Below are 13,091 nucleotides of genomic sequence, written 5' to 3' on the forward strand. Positions count from 1 at the left end.
TAGAGAAAGAAAAATAAGGAAAAGTGCCTTCGTTCGCTTGACAAATTTGCGGGGGGGGGTACAATATTATTAAATGGACCTATTCGATTTTATGCCCGCCGCCAAGTTGAATGCGCCGCTTTCCGACAGAATGCGTCCGCGCAGTCTCGACGAGTTTTTGGGGCAAAAACACATTCTCAATCAAAATTCGTTGCTTATGCGCGCTATACGCGCCGACCGTTTAGGTTCGTGTATTTTTTACGGACCGCCGGGCACGGGAAAAACGACGCTCGCTTCCATAGTGGCGGCGAACACCAAAGGAGAATTCGTTAAGCTGAACGCGGTGTCGAGCGGTGTTGCCGACGCTAAAAAGGTGATAGAGCAAGCGCGAGAAAACGGCAGAATGTACGGCAAAAAAACGTATTTGTTGTTAGACGAATGTCACCGTTGGAGCAAAGCTCAATCGGATTGCGTTCTTTCTGCAATAGAGGACGGAAGCATAGTGTTTATAGGTTCCACAACCGAAAATCCTTATGTTTCCATGACGCCCGCAATAGTTTCGCGTTGCAGAATATTCGAACTGTTGCCGCTTTCCGACGACGACGTGCGCGAAGGAATTACGCGAGCTATTACAAACTGCGAGCGCGGGCTCGGAGCATATAACATAGAAATTTCGCCCGAAGCGGTGAATCAGTTTGTGTGGGGCGCGAACGGCGATTTGCGCAACGCGTTGAACGCCCTCGAACTTGCGGCTTTATCGTCGCCGCCTGAGTCCGACGGAAAAATAGTGATTGATTTAACGGTTGCGGAGCAGTCGGTTCAGCGTAAGGCGATTTCGGTAGACCAAAGCCTTTATTACGATATGCTTTCGGCTTTTTGCAAGTCGATGCGCGGTTCCGACCCCGACGCCGCATTATATTGGGCGTTTAGGTTGATAGAAGCGGGCTACGACCCTTTGCTTGTGTTCAGGCGCGTGCTCGTTCATGCAAACGAGGATGTCGGTCTTGCCGACAGCAACGCTTTAACGGTTGCTGTGAACGCGTATCTTGCTTACGAGCGTTTGGGGTTGGCAGAAGGCAGGCAAGCTCTTGCGCACGCTATTATATACGTTTGCACCGCGCCAAAATCGAACTCGGTGGAAAAATCTATGTTTGCCGCTATCGACGCGGTTCGCCGTAGCGGCGACGCGCGCGTGCCGCATTATTTGCGCGACAGGTCGTATCCGCACGGAGTGGACGACGGAAAAGAGTATTTGTATCCGCACGATTTCGGCGGCTACGTTAAACAGCAGTATTTGCCAGATTCTCTCAAAGACGAAGTTTTTTATCGTCCGGGCGACAACGGCAGAGAAAAGGATATAAAAAAGTTCATGCAAGAAATTGCAAATAAAAAATCGACTGAAGGAGAACATAAAAATGCTGAAAATTGAAAATCTTAGCAAGTCTTACGCAAAAAGCGAAGTGAAAGCGGTAGACGGATTAAGCCTCGAATTGAAACCGGGTGAAATATTCGGCTTTTTAGGTCCTAACGGAGCGGGCAAAACTACCACAATAAAAATACTTACGGGCATTTTGCAATACGAAGAGGGGAGCGTGTCGGTTTGCGGTTACGATTTAAAAACTCAGAGCAACGATGCAAAAAGGAACATAGGATACGTTTCCGACAGTCATGTGATTTACGATAAGCTTACGGGAAGGGAATACGTTGACTTTATGGCTGACGTTTACGGCGTGGATATTGCTACGAGAAAGGAAAGAGCGGACAGGCTTTTGGAAAAGTTCGAACTTACCGACGCTTTCGATTCTCAAATCAAAACTTATTCTCACGGCATGAAGCAGAAAATAAGCATTATAGGGGCGCTGATACATAATCCGAATTTATGGGTGCTCGACGAGCCGATGACGGGACTTGACCCGCAATCCGCTTTTCAACTTAAAGAATTGATGCGCGCTCATTGCGCTGAGGGAAAAACGGTGTTTTTCTCAACTCACGTTCTCGAAGTGGCGGAAAAAATTTGCGACAGAATAGGGATAATAGTTAAAGGCAAGCTCATTATTGCGGGAAACCTCGAAGAAATAAAAGCGGCGCAAGGCGATAGCTCGCTTGAAGACATATTCCTTTCGGTTGCGGGAGGGCGTCATGAATAACTACGTCTCCGTTTTAAAGCTGCTTATTAAAAATATGTTTCGCAGAGACAGAGCTAAGGCAAAGTCGTTCGGTAAAATGCTGCTTGTGGTGTTCGGGCTTTTAATAACTTATGCCGCAGTTTCGTTTTTGTTTATAACGCTTATTTATTTTATGGGCAGTTCGTTTGCGGCTTTTTCGTTACAAAGCGAATTTGTTTCCATGATTCTCGCAACGGGGCTTATGGTTGTTTTAATATTCGGAATAGTCACCGTTTTAACATGTTTGTATTTTTCGAGAGACACCGAGTTTTTCTTTGCGTTGCCCATTAAGCCTGCCACCGTATTTGCGGCAAAACTTACGATAGTATATTTAACGGAGCTTGCGGTTACGGCGCTTATAATGATTCCTTGCCTTATAGCGGCGGGAATAGTTATGAGTCTTCCCGCGATTTTCTATGTTTTATTGCCTGTTGCCGTTTTGTTCACTCCCGTAATTCCGCTTGTTTTGGCGGCTATAATTTCAATACCCGTAATGTATGTTGTGTCGTTTTTAAAAAATCGAGGCGCGCTCGGCTCTATTGTGGTAATAGTGTTATTCGGCGCTTTTTTCGGGTTGTATTATGCGGGTGTTTCGCAAATGCAGAACATCAACCCGCAAGAAATCGATTTAAGCGGAATGCAAGATATGTTTCGGAAGATTGCGAGCACAATGTATCCGCTTTACGCTTTGGCTCGCGCTATGACGGCTACGCCTGTTTTCGGTTTGGGCGCGGCGGCGTCGGTAGCCGTTAATCTTGCGATTTATTTCGGAATAGTTGTAGCTCTCGGCGCATTAGTGTTGTTTATAAGCAGCACGGTATACCGCAGAGGCGCTTCGGGACAGCTCGAAGGAGCGAAAAGAAATAAAACGGCAAACGTTTCTTATCGCGGTTCGGGCACTGTGAAAGCTCTAATGAAAAAAGAGTGGCGCGAAATTTTGCGTACTCCTGCGTTTGCGCTTAATTGCTTGCTCGGCATAGTGATGTGTCCTATAATCGTAGTGTTTTTCGGGCTTACAACAAAGACTTCTATGGCGGCGGGTGAGATGGCGAGCCAGTCTGAGGCTCAAATTCAAATAATGCGAACCGTAATGAAATTCATGATGTTGTGGTTTGTAATGTTTATGAGCGTGGGAACCAACGCAGGACCCGCCACCGCGCTTTCCCGCGAGGGTGAAAAGTTTTATTACACAAAAATTATACCCGTAGACTATAAAACGCAGCTTAAAGCCAAATCGTATGTGTATATAATTATAAGTTCGATTTCTTCGGTTTCTGGCTCTGTGGCTATGGCTATACTCGATTTTAATATTTCTTTCTTTGTTTGTTCTTTGATATTTTTGCTTATATATAATTTTGCGGCGGTGCACTTCGGCATGCTGCTTGACGTGAATAATCCGAAATTGAAATGGACTACTCCGAACGAGGCCGTTAAACATAACAAAAACGTGATGATTACCGTGTTCGGGTGCATGTTCGTTTCCATGCTCTTGGCAGTTGCGAGCGGCGCATTAAACGTCGTTGTAATGCGTTCTGGTTCGGTGTCGGGCACTGTTGCGAATCTTGTAAGTTTGGGCGCTCTGATTGCGGTAACGGTTGCGGCGGCGGCAATAATGTATGTTATGTTTTATAAAAACTGCGAAAGAAAAATAGACGAGATTGAAGTTTGATTCAAAATAAAATAAAACGCGCTTCTCTATGCCGAGAGGCGCGTTTTTAAAAATAAGCGTTGTTACAAATTTATTGTGTTTTCGTCGTCGCGTATTAGGGCGATATTAAAAACGAAATACTTTCTTGTGAAAAAGTTAAATATAAACACAACAACCGCTATGGTTATTTTTATCCACCAAACGTTACTTCCCGAAAGACCGAAAACGTTTGAGCAAATAAGACTTCCTACCGTTGTGATTGTCAGCCCTATTAAAGCGAACACTGCGAATTTTGTAAAACCTTTCGCATTTTTTCCCACGTTGCCGTATTCATACACAAAAAACGCGCTCATTATATAGTTGAACAAAATAGAAACTATAAAACTCAACACTATCGACGTTATATAAATAGACATAGGGGGAGAATACGGCGCGCCGCTTTTGGTGGCGCCTGTGAAAACGCCCAAAAATCCGCTGTAATATTCGTGTCCCGCCATATAAAGTATTAAAGCGGTTATAATAAAGTCTATCACTGTGGAAACTATTCCGACGGCGATTGACTTTAAATATTCGCGGCGTATCCGCTTGCTTTTTAGTGCGCGGAAAAATTCTTTCATTGATTTTCGGGCAAGAACCTTTCGAAAATTATATTGTCGCAGTAAGGCTTAACTTTTTCGTAGTCGGCGTTGCTGCGCACCGTCCATGCGAGGGTCGGAAGCTTTTTCTTTGTAACGTATTTGTTGGGAAGGTCTGAAAACAAATACGATATAAAGTGCGGTTCGGATATACGGTTCACTTTAAGATGGGGCAGAGCGTTGCGCTTTAATAAAGAAAGTCCGCTTCCCGCTCCGAGCGACGAAAGTTGCCCGCGAACGAAATCGGGCTCGTGTTTGCGGAAATATTCGAGCGAATACGGGTCGAACGATTGAACCGCAAATTCTCCGCCGTAAGTTTTCAACATGGCGATTACTTTGCTTTCGAGGTCGCCGATTTTCGCGGAAACTTTTGTTTCGATTAAAAGGGGAACTTTTCCGTTCACGAGTTCGAGCACCTGTTCGAGAGTGGGAACGGTTTGGTCGGTGCCAAGCAAATTGAGTTGCGGCAAGTCCGTTGATTTAAGGTTGGAAACATAGCCGTCTTTGTCGGTCATGCGGCCGAGCGTGTCGTCGTGAAAAACTATAACGGTGCCGTCGTCTATAATTCTGACGTCTATTTCTATCGGGAAGTTTTTTTCTATGGCTTTCTCGTACGAAAGCAGAGAATTTTCGGGAACCTCCTCGCTGTGCAGTCCTCTGTGAGCAATCGGCGTTGTGAAGAGGCGGGAATTCTTTAAATCCATATTAACTCCGTTTAAACCTATTTAGTGGCATAGCCTTATTATAGTATATCATCTTTTTTTGTTTGACGCAATCAAATGCAAATATAAAGGCTGTTTTTATTTGCTATTTTTCGCGCTTTCGCTTATAATACAATGGTAAAAAGTCCGAAACGAGGAACAAAATGGAAAGGCAAAAGCACATTCGCAATTTTTGCATAATAGCGCATATAGACCACGGCAAGTCTACTCTTGCCGACAGGCTCATAGAAAGAACGGGAACGGTGTCGTCGCGCGAGCTTACCGAACAAATTCTCGACAGCATGGATATAGAGAGGGAACGCGGTATCACCATAAAGCTTACCCCCGTGAGAATGAAATATTCGTATGGCGGCGAGGAATACGAGTTGAACCTCATAGACACTCCCGGTCATGTCGATTTTACCTATGAAGTATCGCGCTCGCTTGCGGCTTGCGAGGGGGCGGTGCTCATTGTGGACGCAACGCAAGGCGTTGAGGCGCAAACTCTCGCCAATGTTTATCTTGCGGTAGATAATAATCTTGAAATTATTCCCGTAATAAACAAAATAGATTTGCCGAGCGCCCGCCCCGAAGAGGCGAAAAAAGAAATAGAAGACGTTATAGGGCTTCCCGCCGACGAAGCCCCTTTAGTAAGCGCGAAAGAAGGGCTTAATATCGAAGCCGTTCTCGATAAGATTATAACCGACGTGCCGCCTCCTTCGGGAAACGAGTCGGCTCCTTTGAAAGCGTTGATTTTCGATTCGTATTACGATAATTACAAAGGCGCGGTTTGCCTTGTGCGAGTAATAGACGGACAAGTTAAATCGGGAACAAAAATCCGCATGATGCACAGCGGAAAAGAGTTCGACGTTACCGAAGTGGGAATTTTCAATCCGAAGCCGCTCGAATGGGAAGCGCTTTCTGCGGGCGATGTGGGTTACGTTTGCGCCAGCATAAAAAACGTTGCCGACACGGCGCCCGGCGACACGATTACCGACGCAAACAATCCTACAGCCGAACCGTGTCCGGGCTATAAAAAGGTTCAGCCCGTAGTGTATTGCGGAATATATTCTTCCGACGGCAGTAAATACAACGATTTGAAAGACGCGCTCGAAAAGCTTAAGCTTAACGACGCCGCGTTGTTTTTCGAACCCGAAGTGTCGGTTGCGCTTGGTTTTGGGTTCCGTTGCGGCTTTTTGGGGCTGTTGCACATGGAAATAATTCAAGAGAGGTTGGAGCGCGAGTTTAACCTCGATTTGATTACTACGGCTCCGGGCGTTAATTACCGAGTTTATAAAACAGACGGCGAAATGGTTACCGTTACAAATCCCGGTAATTTGCCCAATCCGTCTGAAATCGATAGGATAGAAGAACCGTATGTTAAGGCGCTCGTGTTTACTCCGCCCGAATATATAGGCTCCATTATGGAACTTTGCCAAGATAAACGCGGAACGTATATCAACATGGTGTATCTTGATAAAAGCAGGGTACAACTCGAATACGAAATTCCGCTCAACGAAATTGTGTACGACTTTTTCGACAGCTTAAAGTCGCGCACACGCGGTTATGCCAGCCTCGATTACGAGGTGAAAGGCTATAAGCCCGAAGAGCTTGTAAAGCTCGACGTGCTTCTTAACAACGAAATTTGCGACGCTCTCAGCATAATAGTGCACCGTGATAAAGCTTACGCTCGCGGACGTTCCATTGCCGAAAAACTGAAAGAAGTAATACCGCGTCAGCTTTTCGAAATTCCCATTCAAGCGTCTATCGGGAACAAAGTTATAGCGAGAGAAACCGTTAAAGCGATGCGCAAAGACGTTCTTGCCAAATGTTACGGCGGCGATATATCGAGAAAGAAAAAATTGCTTGAAAAGCAAAAAGAGGGAAAAAAGCGTATGCGTCAAGTCGGTTCGGTAGAGGTTCCGAGCGAGGCTTTTATGTCGGTTCTGAAACTCGACGACAAATAATGTTTTATTCCGCATAAGTCGCCATATGAAAACAGACACAGCCCAACAGGGGATTTATGTTCACATACCGTTTTGCCGTAGTAGGTGCGCCTATTGCGGCTTTGTGTCGAGCGTTTGCGAGCACAGCGATAAAGACTATGTTGAAGCGCTTGTGCACGAAATCCGCGAGCGTGTAAGCGGAACAGTCGATTCGGTATATTTCGGCGGCGGAACGCCTTCCGTTTTAACGGGCGGTCTGCTTAAAAAAATTGTGAAAGCGTTGCGCGAATGTGCGGAATTTTCCGCAGATTGCGAAATTACTACTGAGGCTAATCCCGACAGTTTTACCGACGGATTTGCGGCTGAGGCGGGCGAGTGCGGAGTAAACAGAATAAGTTTCGGCATGCAGTCGCTTAATAACGACATTCTTGCGGCAGCGGGAAGGAGACACACCGCCGAACAAGCTTTGGCGGCGGTTGAGCGTGCCAAATTGTTCGGTTTCGAAAATTTGAGTTGTGATTTAATGCTCGGTTTGCCGTGCTCTTCCGAAAAAGACGTTATTGCGTCTGTTAAAACTTTGTGCGAACAAGATATAAAGCATTTATCGGTATATGCTTTGTCGGTGGAGAAAGGCACGCCTTTATACGAGCGCGGATATAAGGTTGACGACGACGCTGCGGCCGACGTATACGAAAAAGTTTGTTTGCAACTTAAAGGTTACGGCTTCGAGCGTTACGAAGTGAGCAATTTCAGTAAGCGCGGCTACGAATGTAAGCACAACAAAAAATATTGGACACTCGCCCCGTATGTGGGGTTGGGAGTTGCGGCACATTCTTACGACGGAACTCGGCGTTCTTTTAACACATCGGATATAGCGGGATATATAGCGGGCTTGCGCGACGAACGGAGAGAGACTGTTACCGCGTCGGATGCGCTCGAAGAATACGTTATGCTCGGACTCAGAACTGCGGAAGGAATAGATTCGAACAGGGCAAGCGAGCTGTGCGGCTGTGAGTGGGAGCAGCTTAAAAGCCGCGAATTAAACGAACTGATAAAACTCGGAATGCTCGAACGTACTCTAAAAGGTTTCAAACTTTCTGAAAAAGCGTATTACGTTATGAACGACATAATAGTGCGGCTTGTGTGATTTCGGTATTTTTAAAAATTAGAATTATACTGCAAATATTTTGTTGAAAACGGCTGCAAAGATTTGACATAGGGCGCGCTATATGCTATATTATATTAGCACTCTAAGGTGTCGATTGCTAATACTCGCGCGGTAACAGTGCTAATTAAAAACATTAAGGAGCGATACGAATTTGGGCTTGTCTGGCAGAAAAGAAAAAATTCTGCAAGCGGTTGTCGACGGGTATATCAACTCGTGCGAACCTATATCAAGCGCCGAAATCAAAGAACGGCACTTGCCTGCGTTAAGCACCGCCACAATTCGCAACGAACTTGCCGCGCTCGAAGAAATGGGATACCTCGTTCAGCCTCACACTTCGGCGGGGCGTATTCCAACCGCTGAGGCATACAGGCTTTATGTTGAACGTTTGATGCCGAAGCGCAAGCTCACCCGAAGCGAGCTTAAAACGGTTAAACGTTATTTCAACCGTAAAATCACAGAGCTTGACGATATTTTAAAGAGCACTGCGAAAGTAATTTCCGAAATAACCAATCTTACGAGCGTGGCTTACGCGCAAGATATAAACGACGCGGTTATCCAAAACATTAAAATCGTTAAGCTTACCGATACCACCGCTTTGGTGATTATAGTTACGAGTTTGGGTATTCTCAAAGACGCCACGTTGTCGCTCGGCGCAAACGTAGACGACGAATATTGCAGAACTACCGGCGAATTTATGACGAGCGTGCTTGCCAACCACAGTGTGAGCGAAGTTATAAAGCCAAACCATTTGATAAAGCAGGTTAAAAAAGAATACACGCAAGTATTTAAAACGGTTCTGAAAATTCTTAAAAGTTACAGTCATGAAGAAATGATTAGCGACATTGTTTTGGAAGGGAGCGCAAAAATACTCGAACAGCCCGAATACGCTAACTTACAAAAAGCGAAAGCAATGCTTGAATTGCTTGACGCAAAAGAAGAGCTTGTGCCTGTGCTCAAAAACAACGACGACATGAATCTTTCCATAAAGATAGGGAAAGACAACGAAATCCGCGAGGGAATGCCCGAATGCGCGATAGTAACTGCAAACTATTCGGTAAACGGCGTAAACATAGGGCAGGCGGGCGTTATAGGACCGATTAGAATGGATTATCCAAAAGTTATTTCCGTTCTCGATTATATCGGAAAAACAATAAATATGTTACCCGAACATGCGGGAGAATCGTATGCGGGCGACGAAAGTCGTTCGGACGTAGACGAACTCCAAGACGATGAAGAGTAACGAAAAATAAAGGAGAGGTCAGGAGAAAGGTAAGACATGGCAGAGGAAATGAAAGAAGTCCCCGTACAGGAACGCTCCGACGACGCGAAAGCGCAACAGCAAAACGCACAGGCACAGCTTTCTGCGCTTATGCAACAGCTCGCTGTGGCGCAAACAATCGCAACTAAGGAGAGGAACCGTAGCGAAGAGCTCGCAAATCTCGTAAACCGTATGCAAGCCGACTTCGACAACTATCGCAAACGAAATGCCGAGTTAAACAAAAAACAAAAAGAGGACGGCATGGTGGCGGTAATCGAAAAGGTGATACCGGTGCTCGACGTGCTCAAACAGGCAATTTCGATGATAACCGACGAAAAAGTTGCGGAAGGCGTAAAAATGATTTACCGCCAAATCACCGAAATGCTCTCGAATTTCGGTGTGTCCGAAATTCCCGCGCTCGGCGAACAGTTCGACCCCAACCTTCACAACGCCATTATGCAAGTTAAGGTTAAAGACCCCGACAAAGTGAATATGGTTGTGGAGGTATTCCAAAAAGGATACAGAATGGGCGAGCGCATTATTAGGCACAGCGTTGTAAAAGTGGCAAAATAGGAACAACCTAAATAAAAAAAACAAGAATTTTTTGGAGGATATAAAAAACATGGGTAAGATTATAGGAATCGACTTGGGAACAACCAACTCGTGCGTTGCGGTGTTGGAAGGCGGCGAGCCTGTGGTAATTCCCAACGCCGAAGGCGCAAGAACCACTCCTTCGGTTATAGGCTTTGCCAAAGACGGCGAGCGTCTTGTGGGGCAAGTGGCTAAGCGTCAGGCGGTGGCAAACCCCGACCGCACGGTTATTTCCATTAAAAGAGATATGGGCACCGACCGCAAAGTGCGCATAGACCGTAAGGATTATTCGCCGCAAGAACTTTCGGCAATGATTCTTACAAAGCTTAAACAAGACGCCGAAGCTTATCTCGGAGAAAAAGTTACGCAGGCGGTTATAACAGTTCCCGCATATTTCACCGACTCGCAGCGTCAGGCTACGAAAGACGCCGGTCGTATCGCGGGACTTGACGTTCTCCGTATTATCAACGAGCCTACGGCGGCGGCTCTTGCTTACGGTCTTGACAAAGGGCAAGACAACAACCACAAAATATTTATTTTCGACTTGGGCGGCGGCACGTTCGATATTTCCATTTTGGAAATCGGCGACGGCGTGTTCGAAGTTATAGCCACTGCGGGCGACAACCGTTTGGGTGGCGACGATTTCGACCAGAAGATTATGGACTATTTAGTTGAACAGTTCAAAAACGAAAACGGTATCGACCTCAGCAAAGACCGTATGGCTATGCAGCGTCTTAAAGAGGCTGCCGAGAAAGCGAAAATCGAGCTTTCCACTTTGCAGAAAACAACTATAAGTCTTCCGTTCATCACGTCGGGCGCGGCGGGCCCTCTCCACATGGAATACGAGCTTACCCGCAGCAAGTTCGAAGCGCTTACGCAAGTTCTTGTTGAAAAAACCATGAAGCTTACAAAGCAGGCTATGGCGGATGCGGGATTTACCGAAGCGGATATAGACAAAGTTATTTTGGTAGGCGGTTCAACCCGTATTCCCGCCGTTGTGGAAGCGGTGCGCAAGCTCAGCGGAAAAGAACCGTTCAAGGGCATAAACCCCGACGAATGCGTGGCTATCGGCGCGTCTATTCAAGGCGGCGTGCTTGCGGGCGAAGTTAAAGACGTGCTTTTGCTCGACGTAACTCCGCTTTCGCTCGGAATAGAAACGGTGGGCGGAATCTTTACAAAACTTATCCCGCGCAACACGACTATTCCCACAAAGAAATCGCAGGTGTTCTCCACAGCCACCGACGGTCAGCCTTCGGTTGACATTCACGTTCTTCAAGGCGAGCGCGAAATCGCGGCGCACAACAAAACTTTGGCGCGTTTCGAGTTGGGCGGAATTCCTCCCGCACCGCGCGGCGTTCCTCAAATAGAAGTTACGTTCGATATAGACGCCAACGGCATCGTGCACGTTTTTGCGCGCGATAAAGGAACAGGCAAGGAACAACGCGTTACAATCACGGCTTCCACCAACCTTACCGAATCGCAAATTCAACAGGCTATAAAAGACGCCGAACAGTTTGCGGAAGAAGACAACAAGCGCAAATCGGTTGTAGAATCGAAGAACCATGCCGATATGCTTATATTCAATATAGAGAAATTCCTTAAAGACAACGGCTCGGCTATATCGCCCTCCGATAAGGAAGACCTCGAAAGAGAAATGGCAAACGTGCGCGAGGTGATTAAAACCGACGAACTTGAAGCGATAAACGACGCTGTGGAAAGCTTGCAAAAGGTGAGCAACAGCGTGTTCACAAAGCTTTATGAGAGCGGCGCGGCTACGGACGGCGCGGGCGCTTCGAGCGACGATACCGTTGTGGAAGACGCCGAAATAATAGACGACAACAACTGATTTTGGAGTACGGGCGCATTGCGGCGCTCGGAAAGGTAGCTTAGAGTAATGGCAAAATCTTATTATGACGTGTTGGGAGTGTCTAAAACCGCTTCCGACGAAGAAATTAAATCGGCATACAGAAAGCTTGCCAAGAAATATCACCCGGACCTTAATCCGGGTGATAAGGCTGTTGCCGACCTTTTTAAAGAGGTGAACGAAGCTTACGAGGTTCTCGGCGACCCGCAAAAGCGGGCTGCGTACGATAAGCCCTCGTCGGGAGGCGGCGGAGCCGATTTCGGCGGCGGCGCAGGCGGCGCGGGTTCGTTCTTCGACGACTTTGTGAACATGTTCAACGGTCAGGCAAGAGAGGGCGGCGGCTCCAACGGCGGCGATATTTCCATGAACGTTACTCTCACGTTCGAAGAAGCCGCGTTCGGAGTTGCGAAAGATATTTCGGTAAACCGTTTCGAGCCGTGTTCTTCGTGTCGCGGCACGGGAGCCAAAGGCGGCACTCAATACGTTAAGTGTAATAACTGCGGCGGCACGGGAAAAGTGCGTTTTGCTCAGGAAACCCCGTTCGGCAGAGTTGTGAGCATGAAAGCGTGTAATGTCTGCGGCGGCACGGGCAGAATAATTAAAGAAGCGTGCCCTTCGTGCGGCGGCAGAGGATTGCTTAGAAAGAACACTTCCCTCAGAATAACTTTCCCCGCAGGAATAGAGCCAAACCAAATTATGACGGTGCCGGGCGAAGGAGAGAGAAGCCGCAACGGAGCCAAAGCGGGCAATCTTGTTTTAATGGTTAACGTTATGCCGCATAAGTTCTTTAAACGCAAAGGGCTTGATTTGGCGGTTGAGGTTGCCACAACGTTTACGCAGGCTTTACTCGGCGATAAAATTTACGTTCCCACTCTTAAAGGCGCGAAAGTGGCGTTTCCGCTTCCCGAAGGAACCCAAAGCGGAACAACTTTTAAGTTGAAAGGGCACGGAATAGAAAACGCTAAAAAGGGCGTTACGGGCGACTTACTTGTAACGATAGACATCGAGCTTCCAAAAAATTTAACCAAAGAGCAGAAAAACAAAATCAAAGAGTTGCACGAGTCTTTCAAACCCGACCAATACGATAAAGCGAGAGAGTTTTTCAAAAAATAGTCTAACCGTAAAAAGTCCCTGTT

Annotated in this window: 11 protein-coding genes; 9 read left to right on the forward strand and 2 right to left on the reverse strand. The window is 46.7% G+C overall.

The features are described from left to right. The first annotated feature begins 73 nt into the window (after positions 1 to 73). From NFR62_RS01260 to NFR62_RS01270, 3 genes are read left to right on the forward strand one after another with little or no spacing between them, the layout of a single operon-like run. Positions 74 to 1,408 carry a replication-associated recombination protein A gene (locus tag NFR62_RS01260; RefSeq protein WP_251612437.1) on the forward strand — a complete coding sequence of 445 codons (1,335 nt, stop codon included), beginning with the start codon at positions 74 to 76 and terminating at the stop codon, positions 1,406 to 1,408. Then, positions 1,395 to 2,126 carry an ABC transporter ATP-binding protein gene (locus tag NFR62_RS01265; protein WP_251612439.1) on the forward strand — a complete coding sequence of 244 codons (732 nt, stop codon included), beginning with the start codon at positions 1,395 to 1,397 and terminating at the stop codon, positions 2,124 to 2,126. Before NFR62_RS01260 ends, NFR62_RS01265 begins: the two co-directional genes overlap by 14 nt. Then, entirely contained in the window at positions 2,119 to 3,813 is a 1,695-nt protein-coding gene (locus NFR62_RS01270) for a putative ABC transporter permease subunit (protein WP_251612441.1), read from the forward strand. The genes NFR62_RS01265 and NFR62_RS01270 overlap by 8 nt, the downstream gene beginning before the upstream one ends. A gap of 62 nt (positions 3,814 to 3,875) precedes the next feature. Here the strand turns inward: NFR62_RS01270 and NFR62_RS01275 are convergent, their stop codons facing one another. Both NFR62_RS01275 and NFR62_RS01280 read right to left on the reverse strand, forming a co-directional pair. Beyond that, positions 3,876 to 4,409, reverse strand: a complete 534-nt coding sequence (locus NFR62_RS01275) for a GtrA family protein (RefSeq protein WP_251612442.1) — start codon at positions 4,407 to 4,409, stop codon at positions 3,876 to 3,878. Further along, complete coding sequence (locus NFR62_RS01280; RefSeq protein ID WP_251612444.1) at positions 4,406 to 5,131, reverse strand: glycerophosphodiester phosphodiesterase family protein; 726 nt, start codon at positions 5,129 to 5,131, stop codon at positions 4,406 to 4,408. The genes NFR62_RS01275 and NFR62_RS01280 overlap by 4 nt, the downstream gene beginning before the upstream one ends. A 161-nt stretch (positions 5,132 to 5,292) precedes the next feature. Here NFR62_RS01280 and lepA point away from each other — a divergent pair, with 161 nt between their 5' ends. The 6 genes from lepA to dnaJ all read left to right on the forward strand — a co-directional run bounded on the left by lepA (position 5,293) and on the right by dnaJ (position 13,068). After that, positions 5,293 to 7,095: a translation elongation factor 4 gene (lepA, locus tag NFR62_RS01285; RefSeq protein WP_251612453.1), complete on the forward strand. Its 1,803-nt coding sequence runs from the start codon at positions 5,293 to 5,295 to the stop codon at positions 7,093 to 7,095. A gap of 25 nt (positions 7,096 to 7,120) precedes the next feature. After that, a complete protein-coding gene (hemW, locus tag NFR62_RS01290) occupies positions 7,121 to 8,221 on the forward strand; it encodes a radical SAM family heme chaperone HemW (protein WP_251612455.1) in 1,101 nt (366 codons plus the stop codon). Positions 8,222 to 8,393: 172 nt separating this feature from the next. Continuing rightward, positions 8,394 to 9,482, forward strand: a complete 1,089-nt coding sequence (gene hrcA, locus NFR62_RS01295; RefSeq protein ID WP_251612457.1) for a heat-inducible transcriptional repressor HrcA — start codon at positions 8,394 to 8,396, stop codon at positions 9,480 to 9,482. Between the two features lie 36 nt (positions 9,483 to 9,518). Further along, complete coding sequence (locus NFR62_RS01300; RefSeq protein ID WP_251612459.1) at positions 9,519 to 10,073, forward strand: nucleotide exchange factor GrpE; 555 nt, start codon at positions 9,519 to 9,521, stop codon at positions 10,071 to 10,073. 49 nt (positions 10,074 to 10,122) lie between these two features. Further along, positions 10,123 to 11,937 (forward strand): molecular chaperone DnaK, encoded by a 1,815-nt coding sequence (gene dnaK / locus NFR62_RS01305; RefSeq protein ID WP_251612462.1) that lies wholly within the window; start codon positions 10,123 to 10,125, stop codon positions 11,935 to 11,937. Between the two features lie 48 nt (positions 11,938 to 11,985). After that, positions 11,986 to 13,068 carry a molecular chaperone DnaJ gene (gene dnaJ / locus NFR62_RS01310; RefSeq protein WP_251612463.1) on the forward strand — a complete coding sequence of 361 codons (1,083 nt, stop codon included), beginning with the start codon at positions 11,986 to 11,988 and terminating at the stop codon, positions 13,066 to 13,068. The last annotated feature ends 23 nt before the right edge of the window (positions 13,069 to 13,091 follow it).

The organism is Pumilibacter muris (genome assembly GCF_943193045.1).
GTDB lineage: Bacteria > Bacillota > Clostridia > Christensenellales > Pumilibacteraceae > Pumilibacter > Pumilibacter muris.

Coding starts and splice junctions, on each gene's coding strand:
- NFR62_RS01260 (WP_251612437.1), top strand. CDS start 74: ATGGACCTATTCGATTTTATGCCCGCCGCCAAGTTGAATGCGCCGCTT.
- NFR62_RS01265 (WP_251612439.1), top strand. CDS start 1,395: ATGCTGAAAATTGAAAATCTTAGCAAGTCTTACGCAAAAAGCGAAGTG.
- NFR62_RS01270 (WP_251612441.1), top strand. CDS start 2,119: ATGAATAACTACGTCTCCGTTTTAAAGCTGCTTATTAAAAATATGTTT.
- NFR62_RS01275 (WP_251612442.1), bottom strand. CDS start 4,409: ATGAAAGAATTTTTCCGCGCACTAAAAAGCAAGCGGATACGCCGCGAA.
- NFR62_RS01280 (WP_251612444.1), bottom strand. CDS start 5,131: ATGGATTTAAAGAATTCCCGCCTCTTCACAACGCCGATTGCTCACAGA.
- lepA (WP_251612453.1), top strand. CDS start 5,293: ATGGAAAGGCAAAAGCACATTCGCAATTTTTGCATAATAGCGCATATA.
- hemW (WP_251612455.1), top strand. CDS start 7,121: ATGAAAACAGACACAGCCCAACAGGGGATTTATGTTCACATACCGTTT.
- NFR62_RS01300 (WP_251612459.1), top strand. CDS start 9,519: ATGGCAGAGGAAATGAAAGAAGTCCCCGTACAGGAACGCTCCGACGAC.
- dnaK (WP_251612462.1), top strand. CDS start 10,123: ATGGGTAAGATTATAGGAATCGACTTGGGAACAACCAACTCGTGCGTT.
- dnaJ (WP_251612463.1), top strand. CDS start 11,986: ATGGCAAAATCTTATTATGACGTGTTGGGAGTGTCTAAAACCGCTTCC.